This window comes from Rhizobium leguminosarum, assembly GCF_010668065.1.
In the GTDB taxonomy this organism is placed as follows: Bacteria; Pseudomonadota; Alphaproteobacteria; order Rhizobiales; family Rhizobiaceae; genus Rhizobium; species Rhizobium leguminosarum_S.
In genome coordinates this window covers 45,479-66,294 of sequence record NZ_WUEN01000007.1, presented here as the reverse complement: position 1 = coordinate 66,294, position 20,816 = coordinate 45,479, and the positions used below count along the sequence as shown (strand labels likewise).

Below are 20,816 nucleotides of genomic sequence, written 5' to 3'. Positions count from 1 at the left end.
TTACGGTGTAGCTTTTTCGGCTACACTGAGCACACAAAATCGTCATTGTGTGTGCACCGGCATAGTGTCACTCTCCTCGCAAAAGGTCGTCGTCATCGACGCGCGGCCAGATAAGGGAACATGATGATCAAGCTTTCGTTTGCGCCTTCAGCGCGCTTGGCCCGGCGGCTTTCGCTCAGTGCCGCGCTTTCGGCTGGTCTGGTGATGACGGCGATGACGCCCGCCGAGGCGGCGAAGACCACGCTCAATCTCGGCATGAGCGTCGAGCCGACCGGTCTCGACCCGACGATCGCGGCACCCGTCGCAATCGGCCAGGTGACCTGGCAGAACGTGTTCGAGGGGCTGGTGACGATCGACCAGGCCGGCAAGATCCAGCCGCAGCTGGCAAAAAGCTGGGAGATCTCTGCCGATGGCCTGACCTATACGTTCAAGCTGCAGACCGGCGTCAAATTCCATGACGGAGAGGCCTTCGATGCCACTGCTGCCAAGTTTTCGCTCGACCGCGCCCGCGGCGCCGATTCCGTCAATCCGCAGAAGCGCTTCTTCGCCTCAATCGCCTCGATCGATACGCCCGATGCCGAAACGCTGGTGCTGCATCTCTCGGCGCCGACCGGCAGCCTGATCTACTGGCTCGGCTGGCCAGCCTCGGTGATGGTCGCACCGAAGACGGCTGCCGACGACAAGACGACGCCAGTGGGCACCGGTCCGTTCAAATTCACCAGCTGGGCGAAGGGCGACAAGGTCGAACTCGCCAGGAATGCCGACTATTGGAACAAGGATGCGGCCGCCAAGCTCGACAAGGTGACCTTTCGCTTCATTGCCGATCCGCAGGCGCAGGCGGCTGCGCTGAAATCCGGTGATCTCGATGCCTTTCCGGAATTTGCCGCGCCTGAGCTGATGAGTTCCTTCGACGGCGATGCGAGGCTCGTCACCAGGATCGGCAATACCGAACTCAAGGTCGTTGCCGGCATGAACACTGCCAAGAAGCCGTTCGACGACAAACGCGTCCGCCAGGCGCTGATGATGGCGATCGACCGCAAGACGGTGATCGATGGCGCATGGTCCGGCCTCGGCACACCGATCGGCAGCCATTACACGCCGAACGATCCGGGCTATCAGGACATGACAGGCGTGCTGCCCTACGACGTCGAGAAGGCGAAGGCACTGCTTGCCGAAGCCGGCTACCCCAACGGCTTCACCTTCACGATCAAATCGCCGCAGATGGCCTATGCGCCGCGCAGCGCCCAAGTGATGCAGGCGATGTTTGCCGAGATCGGCGTGACGATGAATATCGAGCCGACGGAATTTCCGGCGAAATGGGTCCAGGACATCATGAAGGACCGCAACTTCGACATGACGATCGTTGCCCATGCCGAACCGCTCGACATCGACATCTATGCCCGCGATCCCTATTATTTCAATTACAAGAACCCTGCTTTCAACGCGCTGATGAAGAAGGTCCAGGAGACGGCCGACCCCGCCGCACAGAATGCGATCTATGGCGAAGCGCAGAAGATCCTCGCCGAGGACGTGCCGGCGCTCTACCTCTTCGTCATGCCGAAACTCGGCGTCTGGGACAAAAAGCTGAAGGGCCTGTGGGAGAACGAGCCGATCCCTTCCAACGTGCTGTCCGGTGTTTCCTGGGACGAGTGAGAGGCGGGTTCGGGCGGATTGAGAGGCATGGGATGAGCGAAGGGAAGCCGCATAGCGAAACGCCCAATGCCGGTCGCACTCGCCATGCCAGATCGAAAGCGTGGCACGCATGATCTCACTCCTCGCCCGCCGCTTCGCCGGTCTCATCGTCACGCTCGTCGTCGTCTCGCTGCTGATCTTCGCCGTCATGGACCTTCTGCCCGGCGATCCCGCCTCGATCATGCTCGGCACCTCGGCAACACCGGAAACGCTTGCAGCGCTCCGTCACAGTCTCGGCCTCGACCAGTCGCTGCTGCTACGCTACGGGCAATGGTTGACCGGCGTGTTCTCCGGCGATCTCGGCAATTCCCTGACATATGGCGTACCGGTCGCGGGGTTGATCGTCGAGCGGCTGGCGGTAACGCTGCCGCTGGCGCTGATGGCGATCGTGCTTTCGGTGGCGATTGCCCTGCCGCTCGGCGTGCTGGCTGCCTCGCGCCGCGGCGGCGTCTTCGATCTCATCGCAACGCTGTTTTCGCAGATCAGCATCGCCGTGCCCGCCTTCTGGGTGGCGCTGCTGTTGATCATCCTGTTTTCGACGATGCTCGGGCTGATGCCGGCCGGTGGTTTCCCGGGCTGGAGCGCCGGCCTGATGCCGGCATTGCAGGCGCTGGTTATGCCCGCCGTCGCCCTGGCGATGCCGCAGGCGGGCGTGTTGACGCGGGTGGCGCGCTCGGCGGTGCTCGACACGATGCATGAAGATTTTGCCCGTACCGCGGTCGCCAAGGGGCTGTCACGCAGTGCGGTGCTTTGGCGCCATATCGTGCCGAATGCGCTGATCCCGATCCTGACGATGATTGGGCTGCAATTCACCTTTCTCGTCGCCGGCGCGGTGCTGGTGGAAAACGTCTTCAACCTGCCCGGGCTCGGACGGCTCGCCCTTCAGGCGCTCTCTCAGCGCGACATCATCGTCATGCAGGATGTCGTGCTGTTCTTCGCAGGCCTCGTCATCGTGATGAATTTCATCGTCGATCTCTCCTATCTGGCGATCGATCCCAGGATGAGAAAGGCGGCCTGACGCATGGCACCGATCGTGTCCACCGCCATCACCAGCCGCCGCCGGGTCTTTAGACTTAGCCGGCGAATGAACCTGATTTCGGGGGTCGTCATCATCGGCCTGCTGGTCGCCGTGGCGCTGCTGTCGCTCGTCTGGACGCCGCTGCCGCCAGCAAAAATGCAGATCATCCATAAATTGCAGCCGCCGCTCGCCTTCGGCCTGCTCGGCACGGACCAGTTCGGCCGCGATGTGCTTTCGATGCTGATGGCGGGATGCTGGAATTCACTGTCGATCGCCATCACAGCGGTTGCGATCGGCGGGACGCTCGGCTCAATCGCCGGCATTTCGGCTGCGGCGATCCGCGGTCCTTTCGAGGCGTTGCTGATGCGCATCTGCGACGTCATCTTTGCGCTGCCGCCGATCCTGTCGGCCATGGTGCTTGGCGCCTTTCTCGGGCCAGGGCGGTTCACTGCGATCACCGCGATCGCCGTCTTCATGATCCCGGTCTTTGCCCGCGTGACGCTTGCGACCTCGCTGCAGGCCTGGAGCCGCGACTATGTGACGGCAGCGCGCGCCATCGGCAATACCCGCCTGACCATTTCGCTGCGCCATGTGCTGCCGAATATCATCAGCCAGATCATCGTGCATGGCGCGATCCAGCTGGGGCTGGCGATCCTCACCGAAGCGGGTCTCAGCTTCCTCGGGCTCGGCATGGCGCCGCCGGCGCCGACCTGGGGCCGGATGCTTGCCGATGCGCAAACCTATCTGGCGCTCGCCCCCTGGCTGGCGATCCTGCCCGGCCTTGCCATCGCGCTCACCGTCTTCGGCTTCAACATGCTCGGCGACGGTTTGCGCGATCTGCTCGACCCGCGCGAGGCGAGCCGCTGATGACCTCCCAAGACGAAAAGCCTGAAAGACCATGCCATGACCGAAACCGACCTTACCATTCGCGAACTCAGGCGGCGCTTCGCCGATAAGAGCCTCTCCCCTCTCGAATACTGGCTCGCCCTCGAAGACCGTATCGCCGCCTGGGAGCCGTCGATTTCGGCACTCTACCTCTACGATCCGGAATCGGCGCGCGCCCAGGCGAAAGCGTCGACGGAGCGCTGGGCGAAGGCAGAAACGCTAGGCCCTCTCGACGGCATCCCGGTGACGCTGAAGGAACTGATCGCCACGAAGGGCCAACCGGTACCATCAGGCACAAGGGCAGTGGAACTCAAACCCGCGGACGCCGATGCGCCGGCCGCCGCCCGGCTGCGGGAAGACGGCGCGGTGATCTTCGCCAAAACCACCTGCCCCGATTACGGCATGCTTTCCTCCGGGCTTTCGAGCTTTCATCCTCTCAGCCGCAATCCCTGGAACACCACGCAGAATCCCGGCGGATCGAGTGCCGGGGCTTCCGCAGCGGCAGCGGCCGGTTACGGGCCACTGCATATCGGCACCGATATTGGCGGTTCGGTGCGCCTTCCCGCCGGCTGGACCGGCATCTTCGGCTTCAAGCCAAGCCATGGGCGCATTCCGGCCGATCCCTATTATGTCGGGCGCTGCGTCGGGCCGATGGCGCGCACGGTCGAGGACGCGGCCTTTTCAATGGCGACGCTGTCACGGCCGGACTGGCGCGATGGCACCAGCCTGCCGCCGAACGATTTCAACTGGATGGATCTCGACATCGACCTGTCGGGCATGAGGATCGGGTTGATGCTCGATGCCGGCTGCGGGCTTGCGGTGGACGACGAGATCAGGGCCGCGGTCGAAACGGCGGCGAAACAGTTCGAGGCGGCCGGCGCGACTATTGTATCCGTCCAGCCGGTGCTGACACGCGCGATGCTGGATGGGCTCGACAATTTCTGGCGATCCCGGCTCTGGGGCGATATCGCCGATCTCGACGATAACAGGCGCGACAGCATCCTGCCCTATATCAGGGATTGGGCGAAGGGCGGTGCCGACATCCGCGGCGTCGACGCGGTCAGAGGCTTCAACCAGACGATCGAGATGCGCAAGAGCTGCGGACGGCTGTTCACCGAAGTCGACGCCCTGCTTTCGCCGACCAATCCGATCATCTCCTATCCGGCCGAATGGGCATCTCCGACCAATGATCCGGCCCTGCCGTTCGAACATATCGGTTTCACGGTGCCGTGGAACATGTCGGAGCAGCCGGCCGCCTCGATCAATTGCGGTTTCTCCCGCTCAGGCATGCCGATCGGGTTGCAGATCGTCGGGCCACGCTTCGACGACATGCGGGTGCTGAGACTGTCGAAAGCCTTCGAGGACTGGACAGGCGGAGTGAGATCCTGGCCGCAGCCTCCGATCGGCTGATCAGCTGATCGGGCGGCGATAGCCGGTCGGTTGCTCGTAGAGCCAGCCGATGCGCTCGACCGCGGCCGCGAAATTCTCGCGCGCCACCGTCATGCTATGGCCGTTGGCATGGAGGATGGTTTCTGGATCTTCGAAGACGGCGACATGACCCTTCCAGAATACCAGGTCGCCACGACGGATTTCGGAGCGATCGATCGGCTGGCCGAGGCCTGCCGCCTGCATATCGGTATCGCGTGGCGCAGCTCTGCCCGTCATCAGCATCGCCAATTGGACGAGGCCGGAGCAATCGATGCCGAGGCCGGAACGCCCGCCCCAGAGATAGGGCGTTTCCAGGAAACGGGCGACGATCTCCACATAATCGGCGCCATCGAGCGCGCCGATCGGCTGGACGTGCTTGGCGAAGATCGCGGTTCCGTCCTCGAGCACGACATAGCGATTGCCGCGCGCTTCCGCCTCGCTGGCGACGTGAACGCGGCTTCCCATCGACAGGATGGCCTGGTGGGGTTTGCGCAGTTCCGGTTCCGGATAGACGAAGCTGCGCTGGACGGTGACGATATGGGTCGGCGCCGGCCGGCCTTCCAGGAGCGCGTCTGCCTGGACATAACCGACATAGCCGTCCGAGGCGGCTTTCGCCCAGCACCAGCCGTCGGCGCGATCGAAAACGGTCACGTCCTCACCGAGAAGCAGCTCGGTATCGATGCCGCGCGCAACATCCGGTTCAGGGCGCAAGCCTACGACAGGAACGGCGACACGCGCCGGCGCGCCTTTCACAAAGCGCAACGCCTCGACCTTGCCTTCGAGGCCGGCTTCCGCGAGATCAGGTCTGTAGGCATGCAGGCGGCGGTCGAGCATCGTCATTCGCATTCCTTTCAGATCGGCAGCCGGCGGGCCTGATCTCGTATGAGATCGCCGAGCTTTTCCAGGTAGAGCGCGCCGCCGACGGTGCGCTTGATGATCACGTTGCGCCGGTCGGCATCGTCACGCACACGATCGACCAGGCCCATCTCGCCCATCGTATCCAAGGCGCGGGTAATGACCGGCTTGGTGACATCAAGCGTGGCGGCAAGCCCGCGCACCGTGTGCGGCGGCGGCACCAGATAAATATGCAGCAGGATCGCCATCTGGCGCAACGTCAAATCGCGGTCATCGTGGCGGACCTGATCGAGCGCCGCGCCATGCCAGAGCCCCAGCGCCTGCGAGGCGGTCAGTTCGATCGGCACGGCCCCTCCGGAAGATCGTTACGCTAACGTTCCATTTTCCGGCAGTTGCCACGCACATGCAAGGGGCGGCAGAAATTGCCGCCCGGCAAGGTGAATAAAATTTTAACGATCGGCAGCAAGGCGCGGCGCGTGAACCGGGATCATGGCACGCGCCTCAGCGCCTACTTTGGCATGGCGTCAGCGCAGGCTCTCGCGGATATGGTGAAAGAGCGCGCGGATTGCCTGAGCTTCGCCACCACCAGGCGAATGCGGCCGTTCGGACGGAGCCCAGCCGTAAATATCGAAATGCACCCAGCTCTTCGCCTTGCTGACGAAACGCTTGAGGAAGAGGGCCGCAGTGATCGCCCCTGCCATGCCACCGGCCGGCGCGTTGGTGAGGTCGGCGAACTTGGTGCGGATATCCTTTTCGTAGCCGGAATAGAGTGGCAGGCGCCAGAGCGGATCGTCGGTTTCCAGGCTCGCTTCGGTCAGATCATGCGCCAGATTGGCGTCGTCAGTGAAGAAGGGCGGGAGATCCGGGCCAAGCGCAACGCGGGCAGCGCCGGTCAGCGTCGCCATGTCAATCAGCAGTTCGGGTTCTTCCTCGTCGGCATAGGCAAGCGCATCGGCAAGAATCAAACGGCCTTCGGCGTCGGTATTGTCGATCTGGACGGTCAGGCCCTTGCGGCTGCGGTAGATGTCGCCGGGCCGGAAGGCATTGGACGAGATCGCGTTTTCGACGACGGGCAAGATAACGCGCAGGTCGACCTTCAGCTTGGCGTCCATGATCATCAAGGCAAGTCCCATGACATTCGCCGCGCCGCCCATGTCCTTCTTCATGAGCAGCATGGAAGCGGCAGGCTTGATGTCGAGACCGCCGGTATCGAAGCAGACGCCCTTGCCGACGAGCGTCACCTTGCGATGGCCCTTCTTGCCCCAGCGCAGCTCGAGAAGGCGCGGCGCATCGGCGCTGGCGCGGCCGACGGTATGGACGAGCGGGAAGTTCTGCGTGAGCAGATCGTCGCCTGATATAACCGACATCTCCGCCTTGTAGTGTGCGGCCAGGCCACGGAAAACGGCCTCGAGCTGGTTCGGCCCCATATCATTCGTCGGCGTATTGATGAGGTCGCGGGCGAGAAAGACGCCGGCGAGCTGGCGCTTGATGTCGGCGGCGTCGGCATCGCGGGGAATCATCAGCGTCGCCGCTGGCGATTTTTCGGATTTGTAGCGGTCGAAACGGTAGCTGCCGAGGCCAAAGCCGAGGGCCAGGCGATTTGCCGTCAGCGGCGCGGTCTCGATGTGCCAGTCGCCGGCCGGCAGCGCACGGGCGAGCCTGCCGGTGATGTAAGGCTGCTCGGATGGGTTGGTGCCGAGGCCGTAAAGCGCGCCGCCGAGATGGCCTTCGGCCGTCGGGATCAGCAGCAGCGACCCGCTCTCAGCCTTGTAGCCTGCCCTGCGCGCCCAATCGAGCGCGATCGGATCGATCGTGCCGGTCTCGATATGGGCAGGCGTGACGGCAAAGATCGGCAGCGTCGAACCGCCCTTCGTGTTGAAAGGGGTTGGTCTCTCGATGAACTGATAGGGGGCCATGATTGTCCTTCGGCGGTCGCAAGGAATCGTTCCTTAACGGTCTGTTAGGGTTAACAGACTATTGCTGGAGCGAAGATTACGCGTCAAACCTTTCCCTGTTCCGCTTCGAGGTCAGGCGCCGATTTCGGAATCCAGGAACGCGCCATGCCTGCCTCGCTCACCACCACAATCACGAATCGTATCCTGCAGGGCGCTGCGGCATCGCTGCTCGTCTTGGCACTTGCCGGTTGCTCGACGACCAAGGACCGGATGACAACAGGCTCGGTGCCGAAACTCACCAAGCCGGTTGAAGAGATGGACGCGACCGAGCTGCGCTCGGCGACGGACCGGCTCGGTCAGGCCTATGAAAAGAACCCGCGCGATCCCGTCACCGGCGTCAACTACGCCAATCTGCTGCGCATGAACGGTCGCGACACGCAGGCGCTCGCCGTCATGCAGCAGGTGGCGATCGCCAACCCCGGCGACCGCAACGTGCTGGCCGCCTACGGCAAGGCGCAGGCGGCGGCCGGCCAGTTCCAGCAGGCGCTCGATACGATCGGGCGCGCCCAGACGCCGGACCGTCCGGACTGGAAGCTGATCTCGGCCCAAGGCGCGATCCTCGACCAGATGGGCCGGGCAAGCGATGCCAGGCAGCGCTACCGCGACGCGCTCGACATCCAGCCGAACGAGCCGTCCATCCTTTCCAACCTCGGCATGTCCTACGTGCTGACCGGCGATCTGCGCACGGCCGAAACCTATCTGCGCTCCGCCGCCAGCCAGCCGACCGCCGACAGCCGTGTCAGGCAGAACCTTGCCCTCGTCGTCGGTCTGCAGGGGCGTTTCCCGGAAGCCGAGCAGATCGCCCGGCGCGAACTTTCGCCGCAGCAGGCCGATGCCAATGTCGCCTATCTCAGAGGCATGCTCTCGCAGCAGAATTCCTGGCAGAAACTCGCCGCCAAGGACAAGACGCCGCAAGCAGCAGGCGACAGCAACACCAATTGACCGAATCATCTCGTCGAAAAGGCTTACGGCTTCGGAGAGATCATGATGTAATTTAAAGAGTTAGAGCATGATGTTGTCCGAAAACCGCGCACACTTTTCGGCATCATGCTCTTAGCGGGCGCTCAGGCCCGAAAGAATGAGACGCAAACCTAGGCCGCCCATGACGGCACCGGCGGCCCGGTCGATCCAGCCCTTGGCGGCAAGATAAAGACGCCGCGGTTGGCGGGCCGAAAAGGCGAAGGCCACGATCGAATACCACCCGGCCTCCACGGCAAAGACGCCGAGCGGCAGCGCGACGATGAGATCGAGCGGCACCGTTCTCGGCAGAAGTGCCGCAAAGAGGCTGGCATAGACGATGATGGTTTTCGGGTTGCTGAGCTGGGTCAGCAGCGCAGTCATGAAGCTCAATCTCAGCGCTCGGTTGCCGTTGACGGCGTCAGAGACTTCGAGCGGCTGACCGGCGCTCCTCCAGATATTGACGGCGATATAGACGAGATAGGCGCCGCCTGCGACCTTTAGCAGGACATAGAGCCATTCGAACTGAGACAGCAGCGCCGTCAGCCCGGCAAGCGCCAGCACGGCAAAAACGACACCGCCGACGCCCATGCCGAGCGCGGCCGCAAGACCATCCAGCCTTGAACGCGAGATAGCGATCCTGGAGACGACGACGAAGCTTGGGCCGGGGCTCATCGCGCCGACCGCCAGGGCTGCCATGATGCTGATGAAAATGCCGGCAGAAGACATCGGAAACCTCTCTCTTGGATTGAAGGAGCGCCAGGGGCACTGCGGTTGCATCCGCGCTTGCCGATGGTCGTCCATCCCGTTTACCAGCTATGCCGGCGGCGGTCACGCGTGTTTGAAGCCCGCGATCGGCCGACGATCCTTGAGGCAACATCGCCTTCTGCCGAAAGCGGCATCCGCTTTCCGGCGCCGGCGCAACCGTCAGAACTTGTCTGCCACCTGAATGCCGGCCGGACCGAGAATGACGGCGATCAGCACCGGCAGGAAGAACAGGATCATCGGCACCGTCAGTTTCGGCGGCAGCGCGGCCGCCTTCTTTTCCGCCTCGTTCATGCGTTCGTCGCGCCCTTCCTGGGCGAGAACACGCAGCGCCTGCGCGATCGGCGTGCCGTAGCGATCGGCCTGGACCAGCGCCTGCGTCACCGAGCGTACCAACTCGATCTGGGTACGTGTGGCAAGATTTTCGAGCGCTACGCGGCGATCCGGCAGGAAGGAGAGCTCGGCCGTGGTCAGCACCATCTCCTCGGCGAGCGCCGGCGACTGCTCGCCGAGCTCTTCCGACACACGACGCATCGCGGCCTCGATCGAGATACCGGATTCGACACAGATCAGCATCAGGTCCAACGCATCCGGCCAGGCGCGCTTGATCGAGTGCTGACGCTTGCCCATACGGTTCGAGATATAGATGTTCGGCGCGTAGAAGCCGAGATAGCCGATGCCGATGACGGCGAAGAGGCGGATGCCCATGCCCCTTTCGGCGAGATTGCCGAGGCCGAAGACCCAAAAGGCAGCTAGCGCCAGGAAAAGGAAAGGCAGCAGGAAACGCGCCACGAGGAAGCTATTCAGCGCATTCTCCGAGCGGAAACCGGCGGCGCGCAGCTTGTTGACCGTGTTCTCGTCGACCAGCGCCTTGCGCAGGTTGAAACGCTCGACGATCTGGCGGACCGAGCGGTTGTTCTGGCTCCTGAGTGAAGCCTTGCCGGCGCCGGTTTCCGCGTTCATGCGCGCGCGCTCGCGGGCGCGGATCTGCTCGCGCTCTGTGGAAACGGCCTTCATGCGCTTGGTGAGATCGCCGCGCTCGAAGAAGGGAACAGCGATCGTATAAAAAGTAGCGAAGACGGCAATCGCCACGAAAAGTGCGATCAGCATGCTCGGATTGGTCAGCGTTGCGGCAAGGTCCTGCGACATGGTGCTTCCTTCCGGCTAGATATCAAAACTGATCATTTTGCGCATGACGAAAATGCCGATCGACATCCAGATCGCCGAGAAACCCATGATGAAATGGCCACGCGGATCGGTGAAAAGGATCATCATGTAGTTCGGCGAGGTGAGATAGACGAGGGTCGCGACGATGAAGGGCAGAGCCCCGATGATGTAGGCCGACGCCTTGGCTTCCATCGAGAGCGCTGTAACCTTGGCCTTCATCTTCCTGCGATCACGCAGGACCTTGGAGAGGTTGCCGATCGCTTCCGAGAGATTGCCGCCCGCCTGCGACTGGATGGCGATGACGATGGCGAAGAAATTGACTTCCTGGAGCGGCATGTGGATCGTCATGCGGGCGCAGGCATCGGGAATGCTGAGACCCACCTGCTGCGCTTCAATGACTCGCCGGAACTCGCTCTTGACCGGCTCGGTGCCCTCTGTTGCGATAAGACGGATCGCATCGTTGAGTGGCAAGCCCGATTTGATAGAGCGGATGATGACGTCAAGTGCATTGGGGAGCTCATTGAGAAACTTGTTCTGGCGACGCTTGATCAGGAAGCCGATAACCCAGCGCGGCAGGCCGAGACCGGCGACGACGGCGACACCGACCATGACCATCCACGATACACCAACGATGAAGGCCACGAGCAGCAGCACGGAGGCGAAGATGGCGCTGATGAGATAGAATTTCGCCACCGTGATCGTCAGGCCGGCCTGCACCAGCCGGGATTTCATCGACAGGGTTTTCTTGGTCTTTTCGTGCTGACGCTTTTCCAGGTCCTTCAGGTTGTCCTGCACCGACTTGCGACGCTTCGACAGCTCCTGCACCCGGTCGCGGGCAGCCTTGACCTTGACACGGTCGCTTTCGGCCGACTTGACGCGGTTGATGCGGCTTGCCGATTTCTTGTCAGTCTCAATCCGGGAAAACAACAAGACATAGGCCACCGCGCCCGCGGAGACGGCGGCCAGGACGACGATTGCCAACACTATCGGATCGAACCCGAACATCTCGCCTATTCCTTCGTTTTCGCTTCCATTGCGTCGAGGGCGGCGGCAAGACGCTTTTCCTCGTTGAAGTAGCGGGCGCGATCCCAGAAATGCGGCTTGCCGACGCCGGTCGACATGTGCCGACCGATCAGGCGGCCATTCGCATCCTCGCCTTCGATCTCGTAGCGCATCAGATCCTGGGTGATGATGACGTCGCCTTCCATGCCGACCACCTCGGTGATCTGGGTGATGCGGCGCGAACCGTCACGAAGGCGCGCCGCCTGAATGACGACGTCGACCGAGCTGGAAATGATCTCGCGTACCGTCTTTGCCGGCAGCGTGAAGCCGCCCATGGCGATCATCGATTCGATACGGCTCAGGCATTCGCGCGGCGTATTGGCGTGGATGGTGCCCATTGAGCCGTCGTGACCGGTATTCATCGCCTGCAGCAGGTCGAAAACCTCCGGTCCGCGCACTTCGCCGACGATGATGCGCTCGGGACGCATACGCAGGCAATTCTTGACCAGATCGCGCATGGTGATCTCGCCCTCGCCTTCGATATTCGGCGGACGCGTTTCGAGACGAACGACATGCGGCTGCTGCAGCTGCAGTTCGGCGGTATCCTCACAGGTGATGACGCGCTCGTCCCTGTCGATATAGTTGGTGAGGCAGTTCAGAAGGGTCGTCTTGCCCGAGCCGGTGCCGCCTGAAATGACAACATTACAGCGCACGCGTCCGATGATCTGCAGCACGGTTGCGCCTTCCGGCGTGATCGCACCGAAACGGACGAGCTGATCGAGCGTCAGCTTGTCCTTCTTGAACTTGCGGATGGTGAGCGCCGGCCCGTCGATCGACAGCGGCGGCGCGATGACGTTGACGCGCGAACCATCCGGCAGGCGGGCGTCGCAGATCGGGCTCGATTCGTCGACGCGGCGGCCGACCTGGCTGACGATGCGCTGGCAGATCGAGAGAAGCTGTGCATTGTCGCGGAAGCGAATCTCGGATTCGATCGTCTTGCCGCCCACTTCGATGAAAGTCTGGCCGGCGCCGTTGACCATGATGTCGGCGATGTCGTCGCGCGCCAGCAACGGCTCCAGCGGGCCGTAGCCGAGGACGTCGTTGCAGATATCCTCGAGCAGTTCTTCCTGCTCGGAGATCGACATCGCAAAGTTCTTGATGGTGATGATGTCGTTGACGATGTCGCGGATTTCCTCGCGGGCGCTTTCGCCGTCGAGCTTGGAAAGCTGCGAGAGATCGATCGTGTCGATCAGCGCCGAAAAGACCTGCGCCTTGGTGTTGTAATATTCATCGGTGCGGGCCGGGCGCTTGCGCTGCGGCGTCTGCATCGGCGGTGGCGTCACCTGCTGGCGTGCGGACTCGCGCGAGGGTTCGACCAGAATGGAGGGGGAAGAGGCCGCAGGGACGGCGGCCGGAGCCGGCGGCGGAGGAGCAATCGCCCCCCCGACCTTTCCGGGACCTTCGTTTCCGCGTTTTCCAAACATGCCACTCGATCCAATCTGCTCGTTCTAGAGCATTTCCCGATCTCTCCGGAGTCACGGAAATGCTCTATCTTTTTGTTTTCACGCAATTCCGGATGCAAAACCGCTGCCCGCTTTTGCTGGAATTGCTCATCGTCTACTTGCGCTTCAGGAGGCCCAGCAGGCCGCCCTTCTTCGCCTTCTTGATCGCGACACGGCCGGTGACGATGTGCGATATCTGCGAAAAGGTTTCCGCCGTTGGCGACTTCGGGTCGACTTCAGAAATCATCCGACCGCTATTGGCGGCGTTGCCGAAGAGACTGATGTCGAAGGGGATGATCGCGATCGGATCGATCTCCAGCGGTTCGCAGAAATCCGACGGTGAAATCTCCGGGCGCTTCGGCATGCCGACCTGATTGAGGATCAGATGCGGCGGCTTGTCGTTCGGCCGCATCTTGCGCAGCGCGTCCAGCATGTTCTTGGCGTTGCGAAGATTAGCGAGATCGGGAACCGCGCAGATCACCACCTCGTCGACGCTCGACAGCACCGAGCGGGTCCATTCCGACCACGCATGAGGAACATCGAGCACCGTGACGGGCGCGCTGCGCTGCAGGACGTCGAGCACCGGCTGGAAAGCCTGGCCATCGAAATCATAGGCGCGGTCGAGCAGCGAGGGGGCGGCAAGCAGAGAGAGATGCTCGGAGCATTTTGTCAGCAGGCGGTCGAGGAAGACTTCGTCGAGACGATCGGGCGCAAACACCGCTTCGGCGATGCCCTGGGCCGGATCCTGGTCGAAGTCGATGTTCGCCGTGCCATAGGGCAGGTCGAGATCGGCCAGAATCGTCTCGGTGGAGAAGAGATTGGAAATGCCGAAGGCGCAATTATGCGCGATGGTCGAGGCGCCGGTGCCGCCCTTGGAGCCGATGAAGGCGACGCTGCGGCCGAGCGGCTCGGCGTCGGGATCGACGAAGATCGAGGCCATCGCCGCCAGGATATCGGGCATGGCGACGGGCTGGACCATATATTCGGAGATGCCGTTGCGGATGAGATCGCGATAGAGGCCGATATCGTTGTAATAACCGATAATGACCACCTTGGTTGTTGGGTCGCAGACGGCGGCGAGCGGTGCAAGTTCGCTCAGGAGGTTCGCCGCATTCGCCTTGGTCTCGATGATGATGAGGTTCGGCGTCGGGGTGCTGGTAAACATATTGGCAGCAGCGGCAGTGCCGCCGCTGGTGATGCGCATGCTGGCCTTCGCCATGCGCCGATCATTGGCGCAGCGTTCCATAACGTTCTGCAGGGCCTCGCTCTCGCAGAAAGCGTGGACGGAGATGCGCGGCAGCGGCCGCATGTTTTCCAGATCCGCCATGCGCACCGCCTCCTCGGCGTTGCGAAGCTCGCTGGGGTTTTTGATTTCGTATTCGATCGCGCTCATCGTGCCGTTCCGCCTCAGAAGCTGCTGTCGCTGCCGGCGACATCTTCGATCGTCGATGTCGTCGTCCGGTATTCCTGGATGGCATTGTTGCGCCGCTGCGCGTCGATCGGGGTCATGCCGCGGGGCGCCACCAGATCCTCCGGATTGGCGATCTGGGCGGCAAGGTTGTTCTGCGAGGCGCAGCCGAAATTATAGTAGTTCTGGTTGGTCAAATCGTTCGATATGTCCTTTGGCCACTGACCGCATTGCGTGGTGACCGCGGTGGTGCCGGTAAAGCTCAGCCGGATCGGCGCCGCATCACCGGGACCGACGGCGGCATAGGAGGTGTTGACGATTTTCGAGCTTGCAATCCCCCTCGATGTCAGCTCGGCACGAACCTGATTGCGCAGCTGATAGGCGGCGGCCGAATTGGGCGAGCCTTGCGGCGACAGCACGTAAACCGGGCCCGAGGCGCGCGAGATATAGTTTGCGGCAAAGCCGCGGATGAGATCGCGCTGGGCGATGGTCAGCCGGCGATCGGTGGAGGCAACAGGTATATCCACCGTCTGCTCCGCTTCCGTGACGATGATCGGGTGGCGGGCACGGTAATCGTCCGGAATGCCGCCGGTCGTCAGCTGGTCGTGCGGGCCGGCGCATCCGGAAAGGACGGCCACCGACATGGCGGCCGTGGCGAAAAGCGCCTTCGAGATTCCGAGGCGGGGTGTCGTCGCATTCATATGGGCCATCGCCTGATCTCTGTTCTGTGCCATCGCTGCCGTGCACGCCCCGCTCATTTGTAGATGAACCCGATCGAGCCGTGGAACTGCGCATCGGCGACGGGCGCCTCGCGGCGGCCATAGACCTTGTTGACACGGTTGAGGAAGAAGGTCGCACCGTCATTCTCGGGGCTGAAATTGTCGTCCGGTCGGTTGAGCTGATTGCGCGCCACCGGGCGCACCAGATAGGGCGTTGCGATGATGACGAGTTCGGTTTCCTGACGCTCGAACCCCTTCTGGCGGAAGAGCGTCCCGAGCAGCGGGATCTTCGAGACGCCAGGGGTGCCGCCCATCGTCTGGGAAACATTGTCACGGATAAGGCCGGCGAGCGCGATCGAGCCGCCCGAGGGCAGTTCTACCGAGGTCTCCGCCGAACGGCGCTGATAAGTGGCGTTGCCGCTGCCGGCTACCGGTTCGGAGACATTGGTCTTGATCTGCAGGCTGATGCGTCCCGATGACAGCACGACCGGTTTGAAGGCGAGGTTGATACCGTAGTTGAACGGCACGACGGTGACGTTGCCGTCGTTGTCGGTCGTCGAATAAAGCTGCTGGCCGCCGGAATTGAAGGTCGCGGCCTGGCCCGATATCGCCGTCAGCGTCGGCTCGGCGAGCGTCTTGACGACCTTGGCCTGTTCCAGCGCGTTGAGGTAGGTCGAAATGTCGTATTTGCCGATCGAGCTCTTGAAGAGCGCCGCCAGACCGCCGCCGACGGTCGATGTCGCGCTGTCGGCGCTTGGGCTGCCGAGCTGGGCGACCGTCATACCGGAGGAGCTGGAAACCAGATTGTCGAAGCCGAGCTGCTTCAGCACCTCGCGGCGGACCTCGGCGATCGTCACCTTGAGGGTGACCTGGTCCTCGCCCTCGATCTGCAGGAGGTTGACGACCTGCGAGGCCTGGCGACCTTCTGCAAAGAGCGCCACGGAGCTGTCGCCGCCGGTGCCGGATGCCGTTTCGGTTCTGGTCGTCGCCTCACCGCCTTTCAGGAAGACCTGCGCCAGATCGGCCGCCTGCGTGGCAGCCTGCGGCGTGCGCACGGTGCCGGTCAGCACGATGTTGTCGGAGACTATTTCGACGTTGATGTTGGAGTCGGGAATGAAGCGGCGGAGATTGACTTCGAGGCCGGAGACGTCGCGCTCGATCTCGATATCGAGATTGACGATCTCCTGTCCGCCGGCGCCGAAGACGAAGATGTTCGTCTGGCCGACCTTCTTGCCGAACAGGTAGATTCGCCGCGAGGTGCGGGTCACGGCATCGGCCATGCTTGGATCGGAGACGAGGATATCATGCGCGTCGTCCGGCAGATCGACGACGACGGCCTTGTTGAGCCCGAGCTTCAGCCGGCGATGGGCATTGGGGCCGGTCTGAGAGATCCGGACCAGGCTATCGGAATCGGCGCGCGCCTCGCCTGCACCGAAAAGCGGGGCGAAAGAGGCCGGCACTATACCGGAGAGGCCGACTGCTAGCGAAAGGCAGCCCGTCAGGAGAGGTCTGGCGCGCCGCGTTGAATTGCCCATTTGCACGTCCTTTACTCCGCCTTCGGCGCTGCGCTGGCATCCGTGACGATGGCGCCCGACTTGATGACCTGGATGATCGCACTGCCGTTGTCGCCGCTCAGGAGATAGTCGGCGGCACTGGTATCCTGCTCCTGCGCATCGGCGACCGAGCGCAGCGCGAGCGACAACCGGTCCGCCATCTGCTGGGCGACCGCGAGAACCTTCGTTTGATCAGGGGTGAGCTCGAGCGTCGCGGTCGTGCCGACCACCGATTTCGAGCCGTCGTCCTTTTCTTGTATCTGCTGGTCGATGGCGAGAACGCGGACATTGCTCAGCACGGTTTCGGTAATGAGCTTGTCGGCCTCAGTGCCCTTGCGGACCATGATGACGTCGACGCGGTCGTTCGGCAGGATGAAACCACCGGCGCCGGTTGCCACCGATATCTCGGTCGCGACGGCGCGCTTGCCGGCCGGCAATAGCGAGGAGAGGATGCGGCTGCTGGAATCGGCGACCTTTTCCGGCCGGATCGGTTCGCCTTCGAAGATCGGCAGACGCACGACGGCGCCCTGCAGATCCTTGATCGCATCCGGCTTGTCGGCTTCGGTGATGAGTCCCGGGACGACGCCGCCCTGCGGCCAGGCCATCCAGTGCACCGACTTGTCGTCCAGCCTTGCGCCGACCGGCAGATTGGCGCTCGAGACGAGGATGTTGACGGTGGGTTCCTTCTCGACGACCGAGCGTACCTGAGTGACGACGCCGCCACTGCCCGCCATGCGCATTGCCAGGAGGCCGGCGAGGCCGGCCGCCGCCACGGCGACAGCTAGGATTATAAGGCGGGCCGGTTTCATCGATCATTCCTCGGGGCACGATATGTTCGCCCTGTAGAATGCTCAGCAATTGGTATAATTATGGTTAATGGAACGCTTACATTTTAAGTTAACGGGCATTTAAAATGCCGTCATTTCAGGCTTTCCAGCGCGGCGATGAAGAGCGGCGAGGAGGGGAAGGCCATGAAACCGCCGATCGCGATCGCGATGCCGTAAGGAACCTTCTTGGCAAGCAGCAGCGAATTGGGGATGGGAAGGCCGATGGCCAATATCGTATTTGACTGTGACCGGATCAACAGGATCGCCAACGTGACCAAGCCGCCGATGGCACTGACATAGGCCAGAAAAGTCAGCAGAGCAGGCTCGCAACCGAACCAGAGCGCAGCCGCGCTCAAAAGTTTCGCATCTCCACCGCCCATCACATTGAGCGCAAACAGGGCAAAGCAAATGCCGAACACGATGGCGGCGCCCAGCGCATGCATTCCGATTGCCGGAAGAGCCACCCCGCTCAATGGCGCCAACACGGCGAATGAAATCACCATGATCAACGATACCCTATTCGGGATCGTCATCGTCAACAGATCGGATATGGCCGCAAAAGCAAGGCAGAGCGGAAAAACCAGAAGGATTGCGGCTACGATCATCTTCTCACCTGCTTCGATACTAGTCTGCCTCGAGTCTCATCTGCCCAAGACGAACAGGCTCACGGCGTTCGCTCGTGAGCCTAATTCATTTCTAAACCAGAGCTGCGCCCCAGTAGTTACGGCTTCGGGGTGACAGCGTCGTCCAGCTTGGTACCCAGCGTGGTGAACGTGCTGTTGAGCTTGCCACCGAGCGTGGTTGCGCCGGTCACGAGCGCTACGGAAATGAGGGCGGCGATGAGGCCGTATTCGATTGCGGTCGCGCCGGATTCGTCCTTCAGAAAACGGCTAAAAAGCTTGGTCATGGTAACTCCTAACTCCAGTTGATGTTCAGCACGTCCGCCAACTGTTTGCCGTTGATCGGATGACTGCAACCTAGCGAATGGCCGTTTCCATCGGCTTAAGGAAAAGCGTTAACGACATGTGAACGAGACAACATGCCCCTGTAGAGTCAGTATTTTCTTACGCACTTCGCTCAATATTTAACGATATTCCTGGGATAACCGCTGCATTCATCCGAAAATAGCACATATTCTGCTTCCAACCGGGGCGCGAGCCGCCCTGAAGCCGTACCAAATCGGATCATTACGCTTCATCCTGGAACAGAGCGGCGGGCTTAAGGCTTCGTTCACCATTTTTTTCCATTCTATGCGCATATTGCGCTGTGATCGTGAAAGAGGACCAAATGTCATCAAGCGGCAAAACCATTTTCTTTGCCGGCATGATCGCCGCTTTCGGTGTTTCGGGAGTTTCCGCGGCCGCAGACGATGACATGCTGCGCGTCTACATGGATCACGCGCGCGTGCTGAAGCTCGATCGCCCCGTCAGCAAGGTGATCGTCGGCAATGCCAAGGTCGCCGATGCGACGGTCGCCGACGCCAAGACCATCGTGCTGACAGGCCGCAGCTTCGGCACTACCAATCTGGTGCTTCTCGATGCCGACGGCAATGCGATCCTCGACGAGCGCATCCTGGTGTCGATCGACGAGGGCAATACGGTGCGTGTCTACCGGCAGACCGAGCGCTCCGTGCTGTCCTGCACACCGAATTGCGAGCAGCATGCGCAGCAAGCGGCCACCGCGACCGCCTCACCCTGAGCACCATCTCGGAGCTTTCTCGACCATTCGTTAAAATCGTCGTGTCAGGTTGAAACGGAAAATCAACGAACGGACCTTAGTCTGACGACTGGAAAATGTCGCTCGGGTCCAGGCAATGACGGTAATTGATCAGAAGACGGATAAGGGGCGCGCTTTTGCGCCGTTCCGTTTCTTACGGTTTCGCGCTCTCGCCCGCTCGCGCGAGGGTGCTGCGGCGATCGAATTCGCGCTGCTCGCCATTCCCTATTTCCTGGTGATTTTCGCAATCCTCGAAACTTTCGTCGCCTTCGCCGCCGAGGAACTCGTCTCCAATGCCGTCGATACGATGAGCCGCCGGATGCGAACCGGGCAGATTACCTATAATCTCGGCCGCACGACCGATATGAACCAGGCGCAATTCCGCCAGGCTTTCTGCGATGAGGTCTCGATCCTGATCCGCTGCTCGGCGACCGAAGTCGCCACGCCGAGCAAGCTCTACCTGGATGTGCAGACGTTCAGCACCTTCTCGGCCATTCCGACGACGATCCCCAAGGTTTCCACCGACAAATATGCCGACATCAACCCGGCTGCCTTCAAATATGCGCCGGGCGGCGCCGGCACGATCAACATGCTGCGCGCTTACTATCGCTGGGAAATCACCGCGGATCTGGTCCGGCCTTACATCACCACGATACGTCCCTCCGACGCTTCGATGCCGAGGCAATATCTGATCGTCGGGACCGCGGCCTTCCAGAACGAGCAGTATCCATAATGGCGTTGCGCAACCCGTTCACCAGACTGGTCCTGACGATGCGGCGGCTGGGCCGCGACCGCAAGGGCGCCGGAGCGATCGAATTCGCGATCCTCTTTCCCGTGCTCGTCATGCTCTATATCGGCGCTTTCGAGATCACGGTCGGCCTCAGCGTCAGCAAGCGCGTGACACGCGCCGCAGGAACGGTGGCCGACCTCGTCACCCAGCAGCAATCCGTCACGAAGAGCGCGCTCGCGCAGATGCCGTCGGTCGCAACGGCGATCTTCGTGCCCTACAACTCCACGTCGCTGACGCTGAAGATCACCGGGATCACCATCGATGCCGGCGCCAATGCGAAGGTGCTCTGGTCCTGGGCGAAGGCCGGTACGGTGCCCTATGCCAAGAACACCTCGGTGACCAACGTGCCAGCGGATATGAAGACGGCGAACAGTTTCCTGGTCCGTACCGAGCTCAGCATCCCCTATACGATGTTCCTGTTCGCCCCGAACTTCATGCCTGACGGCATGCGCACGATCACCATCAGCCGCAGTTATTTCTACCGCCAGCGGCAAGGCGACTCGATCCCCTGCGGCGACTGCTGACGGCCGCCGCCTACTCTTCTCGAATTTGCCAAGCCGGCCGCAGCATTATATGG

Annotated in this window: 21 protein-coding genes; 8 read left to right on the top strand and 13 right to left on the bottom strand. The window is 62.0% G+C overall.

The window, feature by feature from the left end; all coding sequences use genetic code 11:
* The first annotated feature begins 123 nt into the window (after positions 1 to 123).
* From GR198_RS19980 to GR198_RS19965, 4 genes are all read left to right on the top strand, one after another.
* Positions 124 to 1,653, top strand: coding sequence for an ABC transporter substrate-binding protein (locus tag GR198_RS19980; protein ID WP_029873685.1), 1,530 nt, complete (start codon positions 124 to 126; stop codon positions 1,651 to 1,653).
* 109 nt (positions 1,654 to 1,762) lie between these two features.
* Positions 1,763 to 2,710: an ABC transporter permease gene (locus tag GR198_RS19975; RefSeq protein ID WP_029873686.1), complete on the top strand. Its 948-nt coding sequence runs from the start codon at positions 1,763 to 1,765 to the stop codon at positions 2,708 to 2,710.
* Between the two features lie 3 nt (positions 2,711 to 2,713).
* Positions 2,714 to 3,577 (top strand): ABC transporter permease, encoded by an 864-nt coding sequence (locus GR198_RS19970; protein WP_029873687.1) that lies wholly within the window; start codon positions 2,714 to 2,716, stop codon positions 3,575 to 3,577.
* 36 nt (positions 3,578 to 3,613) lie between these two features.
* Positions 3,614 to 5,005: an amidase gene (locus GR198_RS19965; protein WP_164046231.1), complete on the top strand. Its 1,392-nt coding sequence runs from the start codon at positions 3,614 to 3,616 to the stop codon at positions 5,003 to 5,005.
* Here the strand turns inward: GR198_RS19965 and GR198_RS19960 are convergent, their stop codons facing one another.
* From GR198_RS19960 to GR198_RS19950, 3 genes are all read right to left on the bottom strand, one after another.
* Positions 5,006 to 5,863, bottom strand: a complete 858-nt coding sequence (locus tag GR198_RS19960) for a C40 family peptidase (protein WP_029873689.1) — start codon at positions 5,861 to 5,863, stop codon at positions 5,006 to 5,008.
* Between the two features lie 11 nt (positions 5,864 to 5,874).
* The gene (locus GR198_RS19955; RefSeq protein WP_003544522.1) at positions 5,875 to 6,225 is read right to left on the bottom strand and encodes a MarR family transcriptional regulator; all 351 of its coding nucleotides are present in this window, start codon (positions 6,223 to 6,225) and stop codon (positions 5,875 to 5,877) included.
* A gap of 177 nt (positions 6,226 to 6,402) precedes the next feature.
* Positions 6,403 to 7,794 (bottom strand): leucyl aminopeptidase family protein, encoded by a 1,392-nt coding sequence (locus GR198_RS19950; protein WP_029873690.1) that lies wholly within the window; start codon positions 7,792 to 7,794, stop codon positions 6,403 to 6,405.
* Positions 7,795 to 7,938: 144 nt separating this feature from the next.
* On the opposite strand from GR198_RS19950, the gene GR198_RS19945 reads away from it, so the two are divergent.
* Positions 7,939 to 8,775, top strand: a complete 837-nt coding sequence (locus GR198_RS19945) for a tetratricopeptide repeat protein (protein WP_164069452.1) — start codon at positions 7,939 to 7,941, stop codon at positions 8,773 to 8,775.
* Between the two features lie 111 nt (positions 8,776 to 8,886).
* On the opposite strand, the gene GR198_RS19940 is transcribed toward GR198_RS19945, so the two are convergent.
* From GR198_RS19940 to GR198_RS19895, 10 genes are all read right to left on the bottom strand, one after another.
* Positions 8,887 to 9,519 carry a LysE family translocator gene (locus tag GR198_RS19940; protein ID WP_164046226.1) on the bottom strand — a complete coding sequence of 211 codons (633 nt, stop codon included), beginning with the start codon at positions 9,517 to 9,519 and terminating at the stop codon, positions 8,887 to 8,889.
* 198 nt (positions 9,520 to 9,717) lie between these two features.
* Positions 9,718 to 10,704: a type II secretion system F family protein gene (locus GR198_RS19935; protein WP_029873693.1), complete on the bottom strand. Its 987-nt coding sequence runs from the start codon at positions 10,702 to 10,704 to the stop codon at positions 9,718 to 9,720.
* Between the two features lie 15 nt (positions 10,705 to 10,719).
* Positions 10,720 to 11,727 (bottom strand): type II secretion system F family protein, encoded by a 1,008-nt coding sequence (locus GR198_RS19930; RefSeq protein WP_029873694.1) that lies wholly within the window; start codon positions 11,725 to 11,727, stop codon positions 10,720 to 10,722.
* A 5-nt stretch (positions 11,728 to 11,732) separates the two neighbouring features.
* Positions 11,733 to 13,208 (bottom strand): CpaF family protein, encoded by a 1,476-nt coding sequence (locus tag GR198_RS19925; protein ID WP_029873695.1) that lies wholly within the window; start codon positions 13,206 to 13,208, stop codon positions 11,733 to 11,735.
* A 133-nt stretch (positions 13,209 to 13,341) separates the two neighbouring features.
* Positions 13,342 to 14,619 (bottom strand): AAA family ATPase, encoded by a 1,278-nt coding sequence (locus GR198_RS19920; protein WP_029873696.1) that lies wholly within the window; start codon positions 14,617 to 14,619, stop codon positions 13,342 to 13,344.
* Positions 14,620 to 14,633: 14 nt separating this feature from the next.
* Entirely contained in the window at positions 14,634 to 15,392 is a 759-nt protein-coding gene (locus GR198_RS19915) for a CpaD family pilus assembly protein (RefSeq protein ID WP_029873697.1), read from the bottom strand.
* Positions 15,389 to 16,888 (bottom strand): type II and III secretion system protein family protein, encoded by a 1,500-nt coding sequence (locus GR198_RS19910; RefSeq protein ID WP_029873698.1) that lies wholly within the window; start codon positions 16,886 to 16,888, stop codon positions 15,389 to 15,391. The genes GR198_RS19915 and GR198_RS19910 overlap by 4 nt, the downstream gene beginning before the upstream one ends.
* 11 nt (positions 16,889 to 16,899) lie before the next feature.
* A complete protein-coding gene (gene cpaB, locus GR198_RS19905) occupies positions 16,900 to 17,715 on the bottom strand; it encodes a Flp pilus assembly protein CpaB (RefSeq protein ID WP_029873699.1) in 816 nt (271 codons plus the stop codon).
* A 110-nt stretch (positions 17,716 to 17,825) separates the two neighbouring features.
* Positions 17,826 to 18,338, bottom strand: a complete 513-nt coding sequence (locus tag GR198_RS19900; protein WP_029873700.1) for an A24 family peptidase — start codon at positions 18,336 to 18,338, stop codon at positions 17,826 to 17,828.
* 116 nt (positions 18,339 to 18,454) lie between these two features.
* A complete protein-coding gene (locus GR198_RS19895; protein WP_029873701.1) occupies positions 18,455 to 18,640 on the bottom strand; it encodes a Flp family type IVb pilin in 186 nt (61 codons plus the stop codon).
* A 380-nt stretch (positions 18,641 to 19,020) separates the two neighbouring features.
* Between GR198_RS19895 and GR198_RS19890 the strand changes: the two genes are divergently transcribed.
* The 3 genes from GR198_RS19890 (at position 19,021) to GR198_RS19880 (ending at position 20,763) form a co-directional block, all read left to right on the top strand.
* On the top strand, positions 19,021 to 19,431 hold the full coding sequence (locus tag GR198_RS19890; RefSeq protein WP_017966539.1) for a pilus assembly protein N-terminal domain-containing protein: 411 nt from the start codon (positions 19,021 to 19,023) through the stop codon (positions 19,429 to 19,431).
* A gap of 115 nt (positions 19,432 to 19,546) precedes the next feature.
* Positions 19,547 to 20,182: a TadE/TadG family type IV pilus assembly protein gene (locus GR198_RS19885; RefSeq protein ID WP_029873702.1), complete on the top strand. Its 636-nt coding sequence runs from the start codon at positions 19,547 to 19,549 to the stop codon at positions 20,180 to 20,182.
* On the top strand, positions 20,182 to 20,763 hold the full coding sequence (locus GR198_RS19880) for a TadE/TadG family type IV pilus assembly protein (RefSeq protein ID WP_164069451.1): 582 nt from the start codon (positions 20,182 to 20,184) through the stop codon (positions 20,761 to 20,763). Before GR198_RS19885 ends, GR198_RS19880 begins: the two co-directional genes overlap by 1 nt.
* Positions 20,764 to 20,816: the final 53 nt, after the last annotated feature.